This is a genomic window from Agromyces bracchium, assembly GCF_009709675.1.
Lineage (GTDB): Bacteria > Actinomycetota > Actinomycetes > Actinomycetales > Microbacteriaceae > Agromyces > Agromyces bracchium.
This window is the reverse complement of the sequence record NZ_WMLB01000033.1, coordinates 173,433-192,658: the sequence shown is the minus strand read 5'-3', so window position 1 is coordinate 192,658 and position 19,226 is coordinate 173,433. Positions and strand designations below refer to the sequence as shown.

The following is a 19,226-nucleotide window of genomic DNA, read 5'->3' as shown; positions in this document are numbered from 1 at the left end:
ACCGTGAGGAAACCCCTCATGGCACGATGCGACGCGGGGAGGAAAGTCCCTTGCGGCCGTGCAGGACGAGTGGAGAATGGCGGCATGGACACGTCATCCGGCACCTACACCGCCAAGCTGATCGACGGACCACTCGAGGGGAAGACGGTCTCGACCGGGTTCCTCGACACCGGCGATCCGCAGCCGAGGATCAGCTTCCCCGGCGACGGCGGCAAGCACTACGTCTACTCGCGCGGCGCGGGGCTCGAGTTCGATGCGCCGGGCGACGACCGGCCCTCGGCGGTCGAGTACCGCTTCATCGAGACCGTCTTCGACTGAGACCGGGACGGATGCCTGAGGCGTGACGCACCACGACGGTGCGCCACGCCTCAGGTGCGCGTGCCTCCTCGACTACACGGAGCGCTCGTCGACCCCGTCGTAGTGGGACAGCGGGCGGATGAGCGCGTTCGACGCGGCCTGCTCGATGATGTGCGCCGTCCAGCCCGTGACCCGCGAGGCGACGAACAGCGGCGTGAACGTCTCGGTGTCGTACCCCATGAGGTGGTAGGCGGGGCCGGAGGGGTAGTCGAGGTTCGGGTGGATGCCCTTGCGCTCGACGAACTCGCCCGAGAGCGTGTCGTAGAGCTCGGCGAGGTCGGGCCGGTCGTAGTACGCGATGAGCGTGTCGAGCGAGGCCTTCATGGTCGGCACGCGCGAGTCGCCGTTCTTGTAGACGCGGTGGCCGAAGCCCATGATCTTGCGCTTCTCGGCGAGCGCCGCGTCGAGCCAGGGCACGACGTTCTCCGCCTCGCCGATCTCGTCGAAGATCCGCATGACGGCCTCGTTCGCCCCGCCGTGCAGCGGGCCCTTGAGCGCGCCGATCGCGCCCGTGACCGCGGAGTACAGGTCGGAGAGCGTCGAGGTGATGACGCGCGCCGTGAAGGTCGAGGCGTTGAACGAGTGCTCGGCGTAGAGGATCATCGACACGTCGAACGCATCGACGACGACCTGCTCCGGGACCTCGCCGAAGGACATGTGCAGGAAGTTCGCGGAGTAGTCGAGGTCGTCGCGCGGCGGAACGAGGTCCTCACCGCGACGGCGCCGCTGGTCGTACGCCACGATCGCGGGCAGCGCCGCGAAGAGCGACATCGACTTGGCGAGGTTCGCCTCGCGGCTCGCATCGTCGGTCGTCGGGTCGGAGGCGCCGATCACGCTCACGGCCGTGCGCACGACATCCATCGGGTGCGCGGTCGTCGGCAGCAGGTCGATCGCGGCCTTCACGTTCGGCTGCAGTGCACGGCCGGCACGCTCGGCGGCGCGGAACTCCGCGAGCTGCGCGGCATCCGGCAGCTCGCCATGCCAGAGCAGGTACGCGACCTCCTCGAAGCGCTTGGTCGCGGCGAGCTGCTGCACCGGGTAGCCCCGGTAGAGCAGCGAGTTCGTCTCGGGGTTCACCTTCGAGATCGCGGTCGTGTCGACCACGACGCCCGCGAGGCCCTTGCGGATCTCGGGCACGGACGCCGGGGCGGTCATGGTGTCGGTCATGTCGTGCTCCTCTCGGGGTCGCGCGTCAGCGCGCGACCGTGAAGTTGAAGATGGAGGTGTCGAAGTGGTTGTAGCCCTCGTAGTCGATGAGCTCGTAGAGCTCGGCCCGGTGCTGCATCTGCGGGAGGAGGCCGGTGAGGGCACCGGCATCCGTCAACTCGTCGAGACCGCGCTCGGCGGCGCCCATCGCAAGGCGCAGGAGCGAGACGGGCCAGATCACGAGGTTCATGCCGACGTCGGCGAGCTGCTGCACGGTGAAGAGCTCGCTCTTGCCGAACTCGGTCATGTTCGCCAGCAAGGGCACGTCGACCGCGGCGCGCATCGCCGCGAACTCCTCGAGCGAGCGCATCGCCTCGGGGAAGATCGCGTCGGCGCCCGCGTCGACGAGCGCCTTGGCGCGGTCGATCGCGGCGTCGAGCCCGTCGACCGCGGCGATGTCGGTGCGCGCCATGATGAGGAAGTTCGGGTCGCGGCGGGCGTCGACGGCGGCGCGGATGCGCTGCAGCGCGGTGTGCTCGTCGACGACCTGCTTGCCGTCGAGGTGGCCGCAGCGCTTCGGATTGATCTGGTCCTCGATGTGCAGGCCCGCGAGGCCGGCGTCCTCCATCTCCTGCACGGTGCGGGCGACGTTCATGGGCTCGCCGAAGCCGGTGTCGGCGTCGACGATCGCGGGCAGCTCCGTCATCCGCGCGATCTGCTTGGCCCGACCGGCCACCTCGGTGAGGGTCGTCAGTCCGATGTCGGGCAGGCCGAGGTCGGCGGAGAGCACGGCGCCCGAGATGTAGACGCCGTCGAAGCCCTTGCGCTCGATGAGCCGCGCCGAGAGCGGGTTGAACGCGCCGGGGAAGCGGAGCAGCTCGCCGCTCGCGAGGCGCTCGCGGAAGCCCGCGCGCTTGTCGGCCGGGGTGGTCTGTGCGTACAGCATGGGTCCTCCTAGAAGATGCCGCGGGGCGTCTCGAACTGGGCGAGCACGCCCGGCGCGGCGATGATCGTGAGCTGGCCGAGCTCGTCGGGGCCGAGCTCCGGCAGGCGCTGGGCGAGGTCGAGGAAGCGCTCGATCTCGGCCGCCTCGAGGACGCCGTCGGCGAGCGTGCGGAACTTCTCGACGTACTGCTCGCGGCCGAACGGCCGGGCGCCGAGCGGGTGGGCGTCGGCCACGGCGATTTCGTCGACGACGGTCGTGCCATCCGCCAGCGTGATGACCACGCGGCCGCCGAACGCCTTCTCGGCGATGTCGAGCGAGTGGTACCGGCGGGTCCACTCCTCGTCCTCGACCGTGGTGACCTTGCGCCACAGCTCGACGGTGTCGGCTCGGCCGGCGCGCTCCGGCGCGTACGAGTCGACGTGGTGCCAGGTGCCGTCCTGCAGGGCGACGGTGAAGATGTACGGGATCGAGTGGTCGAGCGTCTCGCGCGACGCGGTCGGGTCGTACTTCTGCGGGTCGTTCGCACCGGAGCCGATCACGTAGTGCGTGTGGTGCGACGTGTGGATGACGACGCTCGCGATCCGCGACGGGTCGGCGACGAGCTCGGGGTGCTCGCGGTTGAGCTTGCGCGCGAGGTCGATCCAGGCCTGCGCCTGGTACTCCGCCGAGTGCTCCTTCGTATAGGTGTCGAGGATGGCGCGCTTCGCCTCGCCGGCGACGGGGAGCGGCACCTCGTAGCTCGCGTCGGGTCCGTCGAGGAGCCAGGCGATCACGCCGTCCTCGCCCTCGTAGATCGGCACGGGGCTCGTCTGCCCGCGCATCGCGCGGTCCACGGCCTCGACGGCCATCTTCCCCGCGAAGGCCGGCGCGTGCGCCTTCCAGGTCGAGATCTCGCCCTTGCGGGACTGTCGGGTCGCGGTCGTCGTGTGGAGGGCCTGGCCGACGGCCTGGAAGATCGTCTCGGGGTCGAGTCCGAGGAGGGTGCCGATGCCCGCGGCCGCCGACGGGCCGAGGTGCGCGACGTGGTCGATCTTGTGCTTGTGCAGCGAGATCGCCTTCACGAGGTCGACCTGGATCTCGTAGCCCGTCGCGATGCCGCGCACGACCTCGCGGCCGGTGAGGCCGCGCTGGGAGGCGAGGTGCTGGGCGACCGCGACGATCGCCGGGATGTTGTCGCCCGGGTGCGAGTACTCGGCCGCGAGGAACGTGTCATGGAAGTCGAGCTCCCGCACGGCCACGCCGTTCGCCCACGCCGCCCACTCGGGGCTCGTTCGGCGCGCGGGCTCGAGGCCGAACACGGTCGCGCCGTCGCCGCCGACCGACACGGGGTGCGCGGTGGCCTGCGAGCGCGCCGCGATGATCGGAGCGCGCGTGAGGGATGCCGCGGCGACCGCGGCGTTGTCGATGACGCGGTTCACGGCCATCTCGGCGACCTCGTCGGTGACCTCGACCGGGTCGGCGGCGACCTCGGCGATCTTCCAGGCGAGCTGGTCGGGGCGGGCGAGGTTCTCCTCGCTGCGGTGGACGCGCACGTGGTGCAGCTGCACGGTTCGGCCTTTCGGTTCGGTGTTCGCTTGGTTCGTTCAGGTGGTCTGCGGGCCCGGCGCGAGCGGGCGGCCCCGGCGGCGAGCGGATGCCTCGCTCACGCGACGCGCGACCCGTCATCGGTCCCCGGTGACGCGGCGGCCTCGTCGTCGGGGGCCGTGGCGAGCGCGTTGGTGAGGCTCCGGTGCAGGTGCACGTGGGTCGCGTGCGACGCGAGCTCGGCGTCGCCGGCGAGGATCGCGTCGACGATGAGCTCGTGCTCGCCCGCGGCCGCCCGGAGGCGGTCGGGGTTGTGCCGGGACAGGCGGCGGATGCGCGCCGAGTGCAGCTGGACGCTGCGGAGGGCGCTGCCGAGGAACGGGTTCGCGGCCGCCTCGTCGATCGCCCGGTCGAGGTCGTCGACGATCTCGAAGTAGCGCGTGAGCCCGGCCTCGCCCTCGGCGAGGAGTCGGGGGGCGTCGTGGAGCCGGTCGCGGATCGCGAGGAACGGGGCATCCGCTCGTCGTCTCGCGGCGAGGCCGGCCGCGCGGGCCTCGAGCGCTTCGCGGAGCTCGTAGAGGGCGACGATGTCGGCGCGCGAGATCGCGGTCACGATGGTGCCGCGGGCCGTCGGCTCGACGAGGCCGTCGGCGGCGAGCCGGCGCAGCGCCTCGCGCACGGGCGTGCGGCTGACGCCGAGGCGCACCGACTGGTCGACCTCCTGCAGGACCGTGCCCGCGCCGAGCACGCCGTCGAGGATCTCGCTGCGAAGGGTCTCGTACGCGCGTTCTCCGGCTCGCATGCGGTTCCTCCCGTCTTCGTCGGCGACAAGTCATGTATACACGGATGCCACCAACGGCGCAATCATGGCCGCGTTTCCTGCGAATGTGCCGGATTCTCTCGACTCCGCGATCATTCGTGTATACATTGAGCGCGTGCCCGGGCCAGAGCCGGCTCGGGAGGGAACGCACGTCCCGAGGGCCCGGCACCGGTGCCGCCCTCGAGGGAGGAACCGCGATGAGCACGACGACGAGCTACGCCGACGAGTACCGCCGCAGCATGGAGGACCCCGGGGGGTTCTGGCTGGATGCCGCCGGGCTCATCGACTGGATGCGCCCGCCCGCGCGGGCGCTCGACTCGGGCTCGGCTCCCCTGTACCGGTGGTTCCCCGACGGCACGTTGAACGTCAGCGCCAACGCGCTCGACCGCTGGGTGGCCGCCGGCCGCGGCGACCAGGTCGCCCTCGCGTACGACTCGGCGATGACGGGGTCGAAGCGCACCTTCACCTATGCGGAGCTGCTCCACGAGGTCGAGCTGTTCGCGGGCGTGCTGCGGCAGAACGGCGTCGAGCGGGGCGACCGCGTCGCGATCTACCTGCCGATGACGCCCGAGGCCGTCATCGCGATGCTCGCCTGCGCCCGCATCGGCGCCGTGCACTCGGTGATCTTCGGCGGCTTCGCCGCGAACGAGCTCGCCGTGCGCATCCAGGACGCCGCACCGAAGCTCATCGTCACCTCCTCCGGCGGCCTCGAGCCCGGCCGGGTCGTCGAGTACCTGCCGATCGTCGAGAAGGCCCTCGCGATGATCGTCGGCGATCGCTCCGTCGCGGGCACCGTCACGAGCTCGATCACCGTGGTCTCGGAGGACGAGCTGAGCGTCGAGGCCGTGATCGTGCGCAACCGCGAGGCCGTGCCGGGGGATGCCGCGGCGTTCGACGGTCGCGTCGGCGTCCGCTGGCTCGACTTGGAGGACCAGCTCTCGCGCGCCGAACCGGTCGCGCCCGTGGAGCTCGCGGCCACCGACCCGCTCTACATCCTCTACACCTCGGGCACCACGGGGACGCCGAAGGGCGTCGTGCGCGACAACGGCGGCTACGCGGTCGCGCTGGCCTGGTCGATGCGGAACATCTACGACGTGCACGCGGGCGACGTGATGTGGACCGCGTCCGATGTCGGCTGGGTCGTCGGCCACAGCTACATCGTCTACGGGCCGCTCCTCGCGGGCGCGACGACCGTGCTCTACGAGGGCAAGCCGATCGGCACGCCCGATGCGGGCGCGTTCTGGCGGATGGTCGAGGAGTACCGGGTGAAGGTGCTGTTCTCGGCGCCCACGGCGGTGCGCGCCATCCGTCGCGAGGACCCGGCGCTCGAGCACCTCGCCGGCTACGACACGTCGAGCCTCGAAGCGCTGTTCCTGGCCGGCGAGCGCCTCGACACCGAGACGTACCACTGGATCGACGAGGCGCTGCACTGCCCGGTGGTCGACCACTGGTGGCAGACCGAGACGGGCTGGGCGATCGCGGCGAACCCGCGCGGCATCGAACCCCTGCCGGTCAAGCCGGGCTCCCCCACCGTGCCGGTCCCCGGCTACCGCGTGGGCATCGTCGACGGCAAGGGTCGCCCCATCTCCCCGGGCGTCGAGGGCAACATCGTGCTCGAGCTGCCGCTGCCGCCCGGGAGCCTGCCCACGCTGTGGGGCGGCGACGAGAAGTACGTCGCCTCGTACCTCACGGCCTTCCCCGGCCACTACGCGACCGGCGATTCCGGGTACCTCGACGACGACGGCTACGTGTACGTGATGGGCCGCACCGACGACGTCATCAACGTCGCCGGCCATCGGCTCTCGACGGGCGGGCTCGAGGAGGCCCTGAACCACCATCCCGCGGTCGCCGAGGTCGCCGTCATCGGCATCCGGGACGAGCTCAAGGGCCAACGTGCAGCCGGCTTCGTGACGCTCAAACACGGCACGGTGATCGACCACGACGTGCTCGTGACGGAGCTCGTCGCGCTCGTGCGCGAGACGGTGGGCCCGGTTGCGGCCTTCCGCGACGTGACCGTGCTCGACCGCCTGCCGAAGACGCGCTCGGGCAAGATCCTGCGCAAGACCATGCGGCAGATCGCCGACGGCGAGCCCTACAAGGTGCCCGCGACGATCGAGGACCCGACGGTGCTCACCGCGCTCGAGGCGGCGCTCGGGCGGTAGCCCGCAGCATCCGCGGGACGTAGGACCCCACCCGCGAGGCATCCGGGCTGCCTATCCTCCTCGCATGGAGGCGACGACGCCGTCATCGACCCGCTGGGCTCCCATATCGAAGGATGTCGCGGCGCTCCGGGTGCGCCCGAACCTCGTCGACTACGACGGGGCCCGCGCGTCGTTCACGTGGGACGAGGCGCGCCGCGGCCTGACCGGGCTGCCCGGCGGCGGCGTCAACATCGCGTACGAGGCCGTCGGCCGCCACGCGTCCGGACCGCTCGCCGACCGCGAGGCGCTGCGGTTCGTACGCGCCGACGGCACCGTCCGCTCGCTCACCTATGCGCGACTGGCCCGCGAGGCGGCCCGGTTCGCGGGTGTGCTGGCCGGCCTGGGCGTCGACCGCGGCGAGCGCGTCTACTCGCTGCTCGGGCGCCGCCCCGAGCTGTACGCCGCGGTGCTCGGCACCCTCCAGTACGGCGCCGTCTTCTGCCCGCTGTTCTCGGCGTTCGGTCCGGAGCCGGTGCGCCAGCGGCTGCAGATCGGCTCCGGGGCGGTGCTCGTCACGACGCGAGCGCTCTACCGCAAGAAGGTGGCGCCGATCCGCGACGAGGTCCCCGCGCTCCGGCACGTGCTGCTCGTCGACGCCGACGGCTCGCCCGAACCGGGCACGCTCGACCTCGCCGCGCTCCTCGAGGGTGCGCCCGACGACGCCCCGACCGCCGCGACGGGCCCGGAGGACTGGGCCCTGCTCCACTTCACGAGCGGCACCACCGGGAAGCCGAAGGGCGCGATGCACGTGCACGACGCGGTCACGGCGCACTTCGCGACCGGGCGCTTCGCCCTCGACCTGCACCCCGATGACGTGTACTGGTGCACCGCCGACCCCGGCTGGGTCACCGGCACCTCGTACGGCATCATCGCCCCGCTCGTGCACGGCGTGACCGCGATCGTCGACGAGGAGGAGATGGACGCCGACCGCTGGTACCGCATCCTCGCCGAGCAGCGCGTGACCGTCTGGTACACCGCGCCCACGGCGCTCCGCATGCTCATGAAGGCCGGCGCCGAGCGCGCAGCCGTGCACGACCTCTCGGCGCTCCGGTTCGTCGCGAGCGTCGGTGAACCGCTCAATCCCGAGGTCGTCGTCTGGGGGCGGGAGGCGTTCGGCCTCCCGGTCCACGACAACTGGTGGCAGACCGAGACCGGCGGCATCATGATCTCGAACTACCCGGCCATGGAGATCCGGCCCGGCTCGATGGGCCGGCCGCTCCCCGGCATCGAGGCGGCCGTGCTCCTGCGCGATGGGACGGGCGCGCCCGTCATCCGCGACGGCGAGGCGGTGGTGTGCGAGCCGGATGCCACGGGCGAGCTCGCCTTGCGACCGGGCTGGCCATCGATGTTCCGCGGCTACCTCGACGAGGAGGAGCGGTATCGGAAGTGCTTCGCCGGCGGCTGGTACCTCACGGGCGACCTCGCCCGCCGCGACGCCGACGGGTACTTCTGGTTCGTCGGCCGCGGCGACGACGTCATCAAGTCGTCGGGGCACCTCATCGGCCCGTTCGAGGTCGAGAGCTGCCTCATGGAGCACGACGCGGTCGCCGAGGTCGCCGTCATCGGCGTCCCCGACGCGGTGGCCGGCGAGGTGGTGAAGGCGTTCGTCGAGCTGAAGCCCAGCCAGGAGGCATCCGACGCCCTGCGCCTCGAGCTCATCGGCTTCGCCCGCAAGCGGCTCGGCCCCGCGGTCGCGCCGCGGATGCTGGACTTCGCGTCCGCGCTGCCGAAGACGCGCAGCGGCAAGATCCTGCGCCGGCTGCTCAAGGCCCGGGAGCTGGGGCTGCCCGAGGGCGACACCTCGACGTTGGAGGCCGGACGATGACCCCGCCCATGACCGCCGAGGAGCGCGCGGCGCTGATCGCCGCCCGGCCCGACCGCACGCTCGACCTGCTCCGGCAGATGCTCCGCGTGCGCCGGCTCGAGGAACGCTGCGTCGAGCTCTACTCGGCGTCGAAGATCCGCGGGTTCCTGCACGTCTACATCGGCGAGGAGGCCGTCGCCGCCGGCGTGATGTCGGTGCTCGGACCGGACGACGCGGTCGTCGCCACGTATCGCGAGCACGGCCACGCACTGCTGCGGGGCGTACCGGCGAGCGCGATCATGGCCGAGATGTACGGCCACGCCGAGGGCTGCTGCCGCGGACGCGGCGGGTCGATGCACCTCTTCGACGCCGGCACACGGTTCTACGGCGGCAATGCCATCGTCGCGGGCGGGCTGCCGCTCGCCGTCGGCCTCGCGCTCGCCGACAAGATGCTCGGCCGCGACCGCGTGACGGCGTGCTTCTTCGGCGAGGGCGCGATGGCCGAGGGCGAGTTCCACGAGAGCCTCAACCTCGCCGCGCTCTGGGACCTGCCGGTGCTGTTCTGCTGCGAGAACAACCTCTATGCGATGGGCACCGCGCTCGAGCGGTCGGAGTCGCAGACCGACCTGGCCCTCAAGGCGGCCGCCTACGAGGTCGCCTCGTGGGCCGTCGACGGCATGGACGTGCTCGCCGTCGAGGAGGCCGCCCGTCGAGCGGTCGACGCGGTGCGGTCGGGCGGCGGCCCGCACTTTCTCGAGTTCCGGACCTACCGCTTCCGTGCCCACTCCATGTTCGACCCCGAGCGGTACCGGGAGAAGGCGGAGGTCGAGCACTGGATGGAGCGCGACCCGATCGCCTCGCTGAAAGTCGAGCTCGAGGCATCCGGCCACCTCGACGAGGCCGTGTGGGCTTCCCTCTCGCGCGAGGTCGACGCCGAGGTCGATGCGGCGGTCGAGTTCGCCGAGGCCGGCACGCTCGAACCGGTGGCCGAGCTCGCGCGGTTCGTGCACAGCGAGCGGGGCACGCCGTGAAGACCACCTATCGCGAGGCGATGCGCGCGGCCATGCGCGACGCGATGCAGCGCGACGAACGCGTGTTCCTCATGGGCGAGGACGTGGGGCGCTACGGCGGCGGCTTCGCGGTCAGCCTCGGCCTGCTCGAGGAGTTCGGTCCGCAGCGCGTGCGCGACACGCCCCTCTCCGAGGCCGGGTTCGTGGGCGCCGGCATCGGCGCGGCGCTCGGCGGCATGCGACCCATCGTCGAGGTCATGACCGTCAACTTCAGCCTGCTCGCCCTCGACCAGATCGTGAACAACGCCGCCACGCTGCTGCACATGTCGGGCGGGCAGTTCAGCGTGCCGCTCGTCATCCGGATGACCACCGGTGGCGGCCGGCAGCTCGCCGCGCAGCACTCGCACAGCCTCGAGGGCTGGCTCGCGCACATCCCCGGCCTCCGGGTCGTCGCCCCCGCCACCCTCGAGGATGCGCGCGGCATGCTCTGGACCGCGCTCGAGGATCCCGATCCGGTGCTGATCTTCGAGCACGGTTCGCTCTACAACGTCGCCGGCGAGCTGGCGGATGAGGCGGGACCGGTCGACATCGACCGCGCCGCGGTGCGCCGGGCGGGGGCGGATGTCTCCCTGATCACGTACGGCGGCACGCTGCCGACCGTGCTCGCGGCCGCCGACGCGCTCGCCGCGTCCGGGATCGATGCGGAGGTGCTCGACCTGCGCACGCTCCGCCCGCTCGACGACGCCGCGATCCTCGCGACCGTCGCGAAGACCCACCGGGCGGTCGTCGTCGACGAGGGATGGCGCAGCGGCAGCCTCTCAGCCGAGGTCAGCGCGCGCATCACGGAGTCGGCGTTCTACGACCTCGACGCGCCGGTCGGGCGGGTGTGCAGCGAGGAGGTGCCCGTGCCCTACGCCAAGCACCTCGAGGAGGCGGCGCTGCCGTCGGCGGAGCGCGTGGTCGCGGCCGCCCGCGTCGCCGTCGGCGAGGCGGTGGGTGAGGCGGTGGGTCCGCGTGCCTGAGCTGCGGATGCCGTCGCTCGGCGCCGACATGGAGCACGGCAAGGTCGTCGAGTGGCTCGTGAAGCCCGGCGACTACGTGCACCGCGGCGACCTCGTCGCCGAGGTCGACACCGAGAAGACCGTGATGGAGATCGAGTCGTTCGAGGAGGGCGTCGTCGCCGAGTACCTCGTCGACCTCGGCGAGACCGTCCCGGTCGGCACGCCGATCGCACGCGTGACGGGGACGCCGGCGGATGTCCCGGTCGAGGTCGCCGCGCCCGACGGTGGTGCGGTCGAGCGGGCCGTCGCGGCCGAACCGGCCGTCGAGTCGGAGCCGACGGTCTCGGCCGGGCCGGCCGTCGCGGCCGAGCCGGCCGTCGCGGCCGAGCCGGTGGCAGCGGTCGCGGTCGGGCACGCGGACGCCCCGGTCGAGCATCCGGCCGTCGCCCCGCCGATCCGACACCTGGCCCACCGGCTCGGCATCGAGGTCGACGGCCTGCACGGGACCGGCCGGCACGGCGCCGTCACCCGGGCGGACGTCGAAGCCGCCGCCGAGCGGTTGCACCGGGCTGCCGAATCGGTTGCGCCGACGGTCGCCGCCCGCCCCGCGGCTGCGACCGGGGCAGGACGCGTGCGCTCGTCGCCGCGCGCCCGGCGTCTGGCCGTCGAGCTCGGCGTCGACCTCGCCACGGTCGAGGGCACCGGCCCGGGCGGAGCGGTCACCGAGGCCGACCTGCATCGCAACGCCGCGTCGCGTCCGGTCCCGGCCGCCGAGGCCGCGCCCGCCCCGCATGCAGAACCCGAGCCGACCCACGTGGGCGAGGCCGGGCCGGGGAGACACCCGCGGTCGTCAGGAGCGGCTGAGACGAGCGAGACGGGAGCGGCCCCCGATGGTTCGAGTGCGGCCCAACGTGTCGCGAGCCTCCGGCGGGCGATCGGCTCGCTGATGTCGCGTTCGAAGCGCGAGATCCCGCACTACTACCTCAGTACGACGATCGACCTCGGAGCGGCCCTGGATTGGATGCGCGGGGCGAATGCCGGCCGTCCGCTCGCCGAGCGCCTGGTCCCCGCGGCGCTGCTCCTGGCCGCGAGCGCGCGTGCGGCGCGCGATGTGCCCGAGATGAACGGGTTCTTCGTCGACGGCGAGTTCCGGCAGAGCGAGGCCGTGCACCTCGGCGTCGCCGTCGCACTGCGCGGCGGCGGACTGGTCGCTCCCGCGATCCACGACGCGGACCGTCTCGAGCCCGACGAGGTGATGGCCGCACTGCGCGACCTGGTGGCACGGGCGCGGGCCGGGCGCCTGCGTCGCGCCGAGATGGCCGACCCGACGATCACGGTCACCAACCTCGGCGAACTCGGCGTCGAGTCGGTCTTCGGCGTGATCTACGCGCCGCAGGTCGCCCTGGTCGGCTTCGGCCGCGTGGTCGAGCGGCCGTGGGCCGAGAACGGCCTGCTCGGGGTCCGCCCGGTCGTGACGACGACGCTCTCGGCCGACCATCGCGTGAGCGACGGCCTCCGAGGCGGCCGTTTCCTGGCCCGCGTCGACGAACTGCTGCAGAGACCGGAGGAACTGTGAACGACACCGATGCCCGGGTGGCCGTCTTCGCCGCCCTCCACGAGATCGCCCCTGACGTCGAGCCCGACGACCTGGATCCGGGCGCTCGATTGCGCCAGGACCTCGAACTCGATTCGCTCGACTTCCTCCGACTGCTCGAGGTGCTGGCCGGTTCGACGGGTGTCTCGACGCCCGAGGACGACTACCGGGACCTCACCACGGTGCAATCGCTCATCGACTACTTCGCCGCACGCGGCTGACACCACGCCCGGCCCGATCGTCGACCGCGTCCTCATCCGTTCCACCCCGGCGGCCCGGCCCGCGCCGTCGCCGTCGCCTGCATCGGTCCGTACCGGACGACCACCGAGACGACGGCGACGGGTCCGTCCGCGCGGCACTCGACCACCTCCGCACCGTTCCGTCGAGCGAGTCCGTTCGCCACCGCGCACGGCTCGCCGGCCACGGCACCGCTCACCGCGTCGGCGGCGGCGAGCGCCGCGGCATCCGCGGCGTTCGCGGCCCGCTGCGCGGCGACCGACGCTCCGAGCACCCCGATCACGGCCACCGCCACGAGGACCACGGCCCCGACGATCGCCACCGCGACGACCGTCGCCGCGCCCGCGTCATCGGCGATCCGGCGCTCGCGGACTCGGCGGTGTGCGGACGGATCCCTCACAGTCCGCCTCGCATCGCGCACGACTCCGCGTGCAGCTCGACGGCAGCGAGCACCCCGCCGGGGCTCGCCGACAACGTCGCGCACACGAAGTCGACCTCCTCGGCGACCGCGAGGCTCGCGCCGCCGACGTGCCGCCCCGCGATCCCGGCCGCGACGTCCACCGGCTCGCCACGGCCGAGCGCACGGGCGGCGTCGGCCGCAGCGTCGGCGAGCCGGACCTGCAGCGCGACCGCGTGCACCGAGGCGAGTGCGGCGGCGAGCACGAGGGCGATCGCGGGCAGCGCGACGGCGAACTCCGCCGTCACGCTGCCCCGCTCGGCGTCACCCGACCGTGAGCGCATTCCGCACGAGGTCGGTGAGGATGCCGCGGACCTCGTCGCCACGGAGGATGACGACGAGGAGCCCGGCGAAGCCGACAGCGGCCATCGTCGCGACGGCGTACTCCGCGGTGGCGGCGCCGCGTTCGCCTGCGAGGCGCCGAGCGACCGCGGCGAGGCGCCCGCGAGCGCCACGGGTGCGAGGGGCGCGTCCGAGGGTCGGGCGGACGGCGGGCGGTGACGGGTGCATGCGGTTCTCCTTCTCTCTGCCGCACGGAGCGGCGACGGTGGCACGAGTCGGGTCGTCGTCACACGGCACCGCCGAGGGTGCCCGTGACGACCGAGATCATGAGCGGGACGACGCCGAGCAGCACGAACGCCGGCAGCACGCAGCATCCGAGCGGGAGCATCAGCTGCACCCCGAGTCGGGCGGCACGCGCGGCGCCCTCGGCGCGCGCCGCGCCCCGGAGCCTGGCCGCTTCGGCGCGGAGCAGGTCGGCGACGGGCGCCCCGGCCCGTTCGGCGAGGGCGACCACTGCTCGGGCCGCACCCCGCGGCGGCGAGTCGGGCAGGTGGGCCGCGAGCGCCTCCTGCACGATCCGCTCGGCTCGCACGATCGACGCGCCGCTCGACAGGGCCATCGCGAGCAGCTCGAGTTCGAGACCGGCGTCCGGGTTCTCGACCGCAGCACGCCGGATGAGCGCCCGATTCCAGCGCGCACCGCCCCAGAGCAGCGCCGAACCCAGGGCGAGGCAGGCGAGTCCCACCGGTCCGCCGACCAGCACGCCGAGGGTGTCGAATCCGAGGAGGGCACCGAACGCGACGGCGATCAGCGGCAGCGCGGCCACGAGTCGCGCGCTCGCGGCCGGGCCCGCGAGGAGCGCCGCGGCCTCCCGACGCAGTTGCGCCTCGTCCCGCAGGGTCCCGGCGAGCATCGTGAGGCAGCGCGCGAGCGGTGCGCCCGCGGCATCCGCCACCGCCCAGGCCGCGGCGAGCACGCGCCACGCGGCCGCGGCTCGAGCGTTCGCCCGCCGCGCCGCCTCGACGGCCTCGGCGACCGGCGACCCGTCGGCAGCGGCACGCGCCGCGCGCGCGATCACGGCCGAGTCGGCATCGCCGACCTGGTCCGGACGTGCGCGATCGCCTCGGGCGTTCGGACGCGCCCGATCGTCCCTCGCGCCCGGACGCGCCCGATCCCCTCCGACGTTCGTCGGCGCGTCGAGCGCGGCCCACGCCGTCGCCGGCGCGAGTCCGGCCGACAGCAGCGCCGCCAGCCGCTCGGCAACTCCGGCCACCCGGTCGGGCCCGGTCGATGCATCCGCGGAACGCAGCCCGAACCTCTCGACCAGGCGCACCGGACCTCGATCTCTCAGCACGCCTCGACCTCCAGCCGATCGCCCGTGAGCCGGAACGCGCCGATGCCGGCGATGCGACGGCGGCCGTCGACCCGCTCCAGGTGCACGACGAGGTCGAAGGCGCTCGCCGCCTGGCGGGCGACGGCCTCGGCGGACATGCCGGTGGCGGCGCCGAGCGCCTCGAGCCGTGCGGGCACGTCGGCGAGCGAGTTCGCGTGCAGCGTGCCGGCCCCGCCGTCGTGCCCCGTGTTCAATGCCGCCAGCAGGTCGCGCAACTCGGGGCCGCGGCACTCACCGACGACCAGCCGGTCGGGCCGCATGCGCAGCGCTTCGCGAAGCAGCACGTCGAGTCCGATCCGCCCCGTGCCCTCGAGGTTCGCCTGCCTCGCCTCGAGCGAGACCACGTGGGGGTGCGCCGGCCTGAGTTCCGAGACATCCTCGAGCAGCACGATACGGTCGCCCGCCGGTGCCTCGCCGAGGAGTGCACCGAGCAGCGTCGTCTTGCCCGCGCCGCCCGCGCCCGTGATGAGCACGTTCCGGCGATCACGCACCGCATCGCGCAGCCGTCGTTCCTGCTCGGGGTCGAGCATGCCCGACCTGGCGAGTCCACCGAGACTCGCTCCGGTCGTGCGCGGCACCCTGACGGACAGCAGCGTGCCCGAACCCGACACGGGCGGCAGCACGGCGTGCACTCGGATGCCCTCGCCGAGACGGACGTCGACGGCAGGCGTCGCCTCGTCGATGTGGCGGCCGCCGCGGGCGATGAGGTGCACCGCGAGCGCGCGCACCTCCGCCTCGTCCGCGCTCCATCCGGCGTGCTGCTCCGCCCCGCGCCCGCGGTCGATCCACAGCCCGCGCTCGCCGTTCACGAACAGGTCCGTCACGTCGGCGTCGGCCGCGAACGGTGCGAGCGGGCCGAGGGCGGCGACATCCGGGCGGATGGCTCGGCCGTCATCGAACGGCGAGGATGACTGCGACTCGAACGGGTCCTCCTCGCCGATGCCGGACGGCGTGCGCGCCCACACGTCGCTGCCTGGCGGAGCCCACTCGGGCGCGGCCTCGATCTCCCATGACGGGACGGCGACGAACGGGACGGACATGCGGTCGACCGTAGGCGCGCGCCGAGCGCGACTCACGACGCCGGGGTCGAGAAACGAGACGAGCTCCCCGCCACGCCGTTGTGGAGGAGAGCTCGTATGGTCGGCATCGGAGACGCCGCGTTAAAAGAAGGGGGCGGCACCCATTGGGGGGAACAGGTGCCGCCTCGGCAGCGCAAGGATTGGGGGGAATCGCGAGCGCTGCAGGCCTCGAATCGAAGTCGTTCGGGCGTACATCAGTGTATGGGCTGGATATCCATGCGCAAGTACTTTTTGTCCTCATTTGTGCGGACGCACAGAAATCTCTGCGAGATCCTCCAGCCGCTGGGAGGATCTCGACGGAAAACGGGGGTGGAAGCGGCTGCGGACGACGGTTTCCGCACCGGATCGGGATCGAGGGCCGTCGCGCCGGACGGTTTCAAGCGAACGAATCCCCCACTCGCCCCCTCGCGCGTGCCCAGCGTACGCCCGACCGCGCGCGATCCGCGACCGACACCCGCAGCGAAACATCGGGGAGCGGGCGCTATGGTGCTGTGTGGGGCAGGCGACCCGTCATCTGAACATTTCGCGAAGGAGCGATCGCACCACTATGAACGCGCAGATCGATCACGCGCTCGAGGAGATCCGGCGCTTCCGCCCGAGTCCCGAGTTCGCCGCCCAGGCCGTCGCCGACGAGGGCCTCTACGACGCCGCTCGCGCAGACCGGCTCGAGTTCTGGGCCGACCAGGCCCGCACGCTGCTCCAGTGGGAGAAGCCCTTCACCCGTACGCTCGACTGGTCGAACCCGCCGTTCGCGAAGTGGTTCGACGACGGCGAGCTGAACGTCGCCGTCAACTGCCTCGACCGCCACGTCGAGGCCGGCCTCGGCGACCGCGTCGCCATCCACTGGGAGGGCGAGCCCGGCGACTCCCGCGACATCACGTACGCCGAACTGACCGACGAGGTCAAGCGCGCAGCGAACACCCTCGCCGACCTCGGGGTGGGCGAGCAGGATCGCGTCGCGATCTACCTCCCCATGATCCCCGAGGCCGTCGTCGCCATGCTCGCCTGCGCGCGCATCGGCGCCATCCATTCGGTCGTCTTCGGCGGGTTCAGCGCCGACAGCCTCGCGTCGCGCATCGACGATGCCGAGGCATCCGTCGTCATCACCGCCGACGGCGGTTACCGCAAGGGTCGAGTGTTCCCGCTGAAGCCCGTGGTCGACGAGGCGCTCGGCAAGGCCGAGGGCGGCACCGTACGCAACGTGCTCGTCGTCAGGCGCGGCGAGAACGAGGTCGACTGGAACGCCGACCGCGACCTGTGGTGGCACGAGACGGTCGCGACCGCGTCGAACGAGCACGAGGCGAAGGGGTTCGAGGCGGAGCATCCGCTCTTCATCCTCTACACCTCGGGCACGACCGGGAAGCCGAAGGGCATCCTGCACACCTCGGGCGGCTATCTCACGCAGGCGGCGTTCACGCACAAGAACGTGTTCGACCTGCACCCCGAGCGCGACGTGTACTGGTGCACGGCCGACGTCGGCTGGATCACGGGCCACTCGTACGTCGTGTACGGCCCGCTCGCGAACGGCGCGACACAGGTGCTCTACGAGGGCACGCCCGACACGCCGCACCCCGGCCGCTGGTGGGAGATCGTCGAGAAGTACGGCGTCACGATCCTCTACACGGCGCCGACCGCCATCCGCTCGTTCATGAAGCTCGGCCGGCAGATCCCGCACGAGTTCAACCTGCGCACGCTCCGCCTCCTCGGCTCGGTCGGCGAGCCGATCAACCCCGAGGCGTGGATCTGGTACCGCCACGTCATCGGCGGCGGCTCCATCCCGGTCGTCGACACGTGGTGGCAGACCGAGACCGGCGCGATCATGATCTCGGCGCTGCCGGGCGTCACCGACCTCAAGCCGGGTTCGGCGCAGGTGCCCGTGCCGGGCATCTCGATCGACATCCTCGACGACGACGGCACGGCGGTCGAGGGTGAGGGCGGGGGCCTGCTCGTCGCGACCGAGCCGTGGCCGTCGATGCTGCGCGGCATCTGGGGCGACCCGGAGCGGTTCAAGGAGACGTACTGGGAGAAGTTCGGCGACAAGTACTTCGCCGGCGACGGCGCGCGCCGCGACGAGGACGGCGACATCTGGCTGCTCGGCCGCGTCGACGACGTCATGAACGTCTCGGGGCACCGGCTCTCGACGGCCGAGATCGAGTCGTCGCTCGTCGCCCACCCGTGGACCGCCGAGGCGGCGGTCGTCGGCGCCTCCGACGAGACCACGGGCCAGGCGGTCGTCGCGTTCGTGATCCTCAAGGCCAGCCAGGTCTCGCACGTGACCGACCCGTTCGAGGCCAGCGAGGAGCTGCGCAAGCACGTCGCGACCCAGATCGGCGCGATCGCGCGCCCACGGCAGGTCTTCATCGTCAACGAGCTGCCGAAGACGCGGTCGGGCAAGATCATGCGGCGCCTGCTGCGCGACCTCGCCGAGGGCCGCGAGGTCGGCGACACGACGACGCTCGCAGACACCTCGATCATGGAGGTCATCAGCGCCCAGGTGCGCTGACCCGTTCGAACAGCGGATGCCGCGGCCGGAGGTTCCGGCCGCGGCATCCGTCGGCTCGGGAGCGAGGCGCCCGCCGCGGCTGCTCCGCGGCGGGCGCCGGGCCGCCGCTACGCGAACTCGACGACGAGCTCGACCTCGACGGGCGCGTCGAGCGGGAGCACCGCGACCCCGACGGCCGAGCGCGCGTGGCGACCGGCATCGCCGAAGACCTCGCCGATGAACTCCGACGCGCCGTTGACGACGCCGGGCTGGCCCGTGAAGGCGGGGTCGGATGCCACGAAGCCGACGACCTTGACGACGCGCGCGACCCGCTCCAGTGAGCCGAGCTCGGCCTTGACCGCGGCGAGGGCGTTCAGCGCGCAGAGTCGCGCGTACTCCTTCGCATCATCGGCGGGCACGAGTCCGTGGCCGTCGCCGACCTTGCCGGTCGCGGGCAGCGCACCGGCGACGAACGGGAGCTGGCCCGAGGTGAAGAGGAGGTTGCCCGTCACGACGGCGGGCACGTAGGCGGCGACGGGCGCCGCGACGGCGGGCAGTTCGACGCCGAGCTCGGCCAGGCGGTCCTCGACGGCACCCATCAGGCGTCGCCCTCGAACTGCTTGGCGGCCTGGGCCGCAGCGGCCTGGCCGGCGGATGCCGCGACCGACGACTCCCCGCCGACAGGGCGCTTCAGGTACGCGACGAGCCCGCCCTCGGGACCCTGCACGACCTGCACCAGTTCCCAGCCCTCGGAGCCCCAGTTGTTCAGGATCGCGGCGGTGTTGTGGATGAGCAGCGGGGTGGTGATGTACTCCCATGCGGGCATGGCGTCTCCTCGGTGTCGGAACGGGCGGCTATCCTGAGGCTCGAGCCGGCCGTGGGCGCTGCGGCCC

Annotated in this window: 19 protein-coding genes; 8 read left to right on the top strand and 11 right to left on the bottom strand. The window is 72.5% G+C overall.

The features are described from left to right. Nucleotides 1-84: 84 nt before the first annotated feature. A complete protein-coding gene (locus GJ743_RS14820; RefSeq protein ID WP_154344670.1) occupies nt 85-318 on the top strand; it encodes a hypothetical protein in 234 nt (77 codons plus the stop codon). A 72-nt stretch (nt 319-390) separates the two neighbouring features. Here GJ743_RS14820 and GJ743_RS14815 read toward each other — a convergent pair whose 3' ends face one another. The 4 genes from GJ743_RS14815 to GJ743_RS14800 form a co-directional block, all read right to left on the bottom strand. Further along, nucleotides 391-1,524 carry a bifunctional 2-methylcitrate synthase/citrate synthase gene (locus GJ743_RS14815; protein WP_376861890.1) on the bottom strand — a complete coding sequence of 378 codons (1,134 nt, stop codon included), beginning with the start codon at nt 1,522-1,524 and terminating at the stop codon, nt 391-393. Between the two features lie 25 nt (nt 1,525-1,549). After that, nucleotides 1,550-2,449 carry a methylisocitrate lyase gene (gene prpB, locus GJ743_RS14810; RefSeq protein WP_155052657.1) on the bottom strand — a complete coding sequence of 300 codons (900 nt, stop codon included), beginning with the start codon at nt 2,447-2,449 and terminating at the stop codon, nt 1,550-1,552. An 8-nt stretch (nt 2,450-2,457) separates the two neighbouring features. Continuing rightward, nucleotides 2,458-3,996, bottom strand: coding sequence for an MmgE/PrpD family protein (locus GJ743_RS14805; protein ID WP_328289226.1), 1,539 nt, complete (start codon nt 3,994-3,996; stop codon nt 2,458-2,460). Between the two features lie 95 nt (nt 3,997-4,091). Next, nucleotides 4,092-4,775 carry a GntR family transcriptional regulator gene (locus GJ743_RS14800; RefSeq protein ID WP_155052656.1) on the bottom strand — a complete coding sequence of 228 codons (684 nt, stop codon included), beginning with the start codon at nt 4,773-4,775 and terminating at the stop codon, nt 4,092-4,094. A 215-nt stretch (nt 4,776-4,990) separates the two neighbouring features. Between GJ743_RS14800 and GJ743_RS14795 the strand changes: the two genes are divergently transcribed. The 6 genes from GJ743_RS14795 (at nt 4,991) to GJ743_RS14770 (ending at nt 12,624) form a co-directional block, all read left to right on the top strand. Further along, nucleotides 4,991-6,955, top strand: a complete 1,965-nt coding sequence (locus tag GJ743_RS14795) for an AMP-binding protein (RefSeq protein ID WP_155052655.1) — start codon at nt 4,991-4,993, stop codon at nt 6,953-6,955. A gap of 64 nt (nt 6,956-7,019) precedes the next feature. Then, nucleotides 7,020-8,819, top strand: coding sequence for an acetate--CoA ligase (gene acsA / locus GJ743_RS14790; protein WP_155052654.1), 1,800 nt, complete (start codon nt 7,020-7,022; stop codon nt 8,817-8,819). After that, nucleotides 8,816-9,829 carry a pyruvate dehydrogenase (acetyl-transferring) E1 component subunit alpha gene (gene pdhA, locus GJ743_RS14785; RefSeq protein WP_376861893.1) on the top strand — a complete coding sequence of 338 codons (1,014 nt, stop codon included), beginning with the start codon at nt 8,816-8,818 and terminating at the stop codon, nt 9,827-9,829. The genes acsA and pdhA overlap by 4 nt, the downstream gene beginning before the upstream one ends. Further along, nucleotides 9,826-10,830 (top strand): alpha-ketoacid dehydrogenase subunit beta, encoded by a 1,005-nt coding sequence (locus GJ743_RS14780; RefSeq protein WP_328289225.1) that lies wholly within the window; start codon nt 9,826-9,828, stop codon nt 10,828-10,830. Before pdhA ends, GJ743_RS14780 begins: the two co-directional genes overlap by 4 nt. Next, complete coding sequence (locus tag GJ743_RS14775) at nt 10,823-12,385, top strand: 2-oxo acid dehydrogenase subunit E2 (RefSeq protein WP_328289224.1); 1,563 nt, start codon at nt 10,823-10,825, stop codon at nt 12,383-12,385. The genes GJ743_RS14780 and GJ743_RS14775 overlap by 8 nt, the downstream gene beginning before the upstream one ends. After that, complete coding sequence (locus GJ743_RS14770) at nt 12,382-12,624, top strand: acyl carrier protein (protein WP_328289223.1); 243 nt, start codon at nt 12,382-12,384, stop codon at nt 12,622-12,624. Before GJ743_RS14775 ends, GJ743_RS14770 begins: the two co-directional genes overlap by 4 nt. Before the next feature lie 32 nt (nt 12,625-12,656). Here the strand turns inward: GJ743_RS14770 and GJ743_RS14765 are convergent, their stop codons facing one another. Genes GJ743_RS14765 through GJ743_RS14745 form a run of 5 tightly spaced genes read right to left on the bottom strand, consistent with a single transcriptional unit; the run spans nt 12,657 to nt 15,812 of the window. Continuing rightward, on the bottom strand, nt 12,657-13,040 hold the full coding sequence (locus GJ743_RS14765) for an Rv3654c family TadE-like protein (protein ID WP_328289222.1): 384 nt from the start codon (nt 13,038-13,040) through the stop codon (nt 12,657-12,659). Beyond that, a complete protein-coding gene (locus GJ743_RS14760; protein ID WP_155052653.1) occupies nt 13,037-13,345 on the bottom strand; it encodes a TadE family type IV pilus minor pilin in 309 nt (102 codons plus the stop codon). The genes GJ743_RS14765 and GJ743_RS14760 overlap by 4 nt, the downstream gene beginning before the upstream one ends. 16 nt (nt 13,346-13,361) lie before the next feature. After that, complete coding sequence (locus GJ743_RS14755; RefSeq protein ID WP_155052652.1) at nt 13,362-13,607, bottom strand: DUF4244 domain-containing protein; 246 nt, start codon at nt 13,605-13,607, stop codon at nt 13,362-13,364. Between the two features lie 58 nt (nt 13,608-13,665). Beyond that, nucleotides 13,666-14,733 carry a type II secretion system F family protein gene (locus tag GJ743_RS14750; protein WP_328289221.1) on the bottom strand — a complete coding sequence of 356 codons (1,068 nt, stop codon included), beginning with the start codon at nt 14,731-14,733 and terminating at the stop codon, nt 13,666-13,668. After that, nucleotides 14,727-15,812: a TadA family conjugal transfer-associated ATPase gene (locus tag GJ743_RS14745; RefSeq protein WP_155052651.1), complete on the bottom strand. Its 1,086-nt coding sequence runs from the start codon at nt 15,810-15,812 to the stop codon at nt 14,727-14,729. Before GJ743_RS14745 ends, GJ743_RS14750 begins: the two co-directional genes overlap by 7 nt. A 586-nt stretch (nt 15,813-16,398) precedes the next feature. On the opposite strand from GJ743_RS14745, the gene acs reads away from it, so the two are divergent. Then, nucleotides 16,399-18,354 (top strand): acetate--CoA ligase, encoded by a 1,956-nt coding sequence (gene acs, locus GJ743_RS14740; protein ID WP_155052650.1) that lies wholly within the window; start codon nt 16,399-16,401, stop codon nt 18,352-18,354. 107 nt (nt 18,355-18,461) lie between these two features. Here the strand turns inward: acs and GJ743_RS14735 are convergent, their stop codons facing one another. Then, nucleotides 18,462-18,932, bottom strand: a complete 471-nt coding sequence (locus GJ743_RS14735; RefSeq protein ID WP_155052649.1) for a RidA family protein — start codon at nt 18,930-18,932, stop codon at nt 18,462-18,464. Then, entirely contained in the window at nt 18,932-19,159 is a 228-nt protein-coding gene (locus GJ743_RS14730; protein ID WP_155052648.1) for a hypothetical protein, read from the bottom strand. Before GJ743_RS14730 ends, GJ743_RS14735 begins: the two co-directional genes overlap by 1 nt. Nucleotides 19,160-19,226: the final 67 nt, after the last annotated feature.

Coding starts and splice junctions, on each gene's coding strand:
- GJ743_RS14795 (WP_155052655.1), top strand. CDS start 4,991: ATGAGCACGACGACGAGCTACGCCGACGAGTACCGCCGCAGCATGGAG.
- prpB (WP_155052657.1), bottom strand. CDS start 2,449: ATGCTGTACGCACAGACCACCCCGGCCGACAAGCGCGCGGGCTTCCGC.
- pdhA (WP_376861893.1), top strand. CDS start 8,816: ATGACCCCGCCCATGACCGCCGAGGAGCGCGCGGCGCTGATCGCCGCC.
- GJ743_RS14745 (WP_155052651.1), bottom strand. CDS start 15,812: ATGTCCGTCCCGTTCGTCGCCGTCCCGTCATGGGAGATCGAGGCCGCG.
- GJ743_RS14735 (WP_155052649.1), bottom strand. CDS start 18,932: ATGGGTGCCGTCGAGGACCGCCTGGCCGAGCTCGGCGTCGAACTGCCC.
- GJ743_RS14815 (WP_376861890.1), bottom strand. CDS start 1,524: ATGACCGACACCATGACCGCCCCGGCGTCCGTGCCCGAGATCCGCAAG.
- acsA (WP_155052654.1), top strand. CDS start 7,020: ATGGAGGCGACGACGCCGTCATCGACCCGCTGGGCTCCCATATCGAAG.
- GJ743_RS14755 (WP_155052652.1), bottom strand. CDS start 13,607: ATGCACCCGTCACCGCCCGCCGTCCGCCCGACCCTCGGACGCGCCCCT.
- GJ743_RS14800 (WP_155052656.1), bottom strand. CDS start 4,775: ATGCGAGCCGGAGAACGCGCGTACGAGACCCTTCGCAGCGAGATCCTC.
- acs (WP_155052650.1), top strand. CDS start 16,399: ATGAACGCGCAGATCGATCACGCGCTCGAGGAGATCCGGCGCTTCCGC.
- GJ743_RS14730 (WP_155052648.1), bottom strand. CDS start 19,159: ATGCCCGCATGGGAGTACATCACCACCCCGCTGCTCATCCACAACACC.
- GJ743_RS14820 (WP_154344670.1), top strand. CDS start 85: ATGGACACGTCATCCGGCACCTACACCGCCAAGCTGATCGACGGACCA.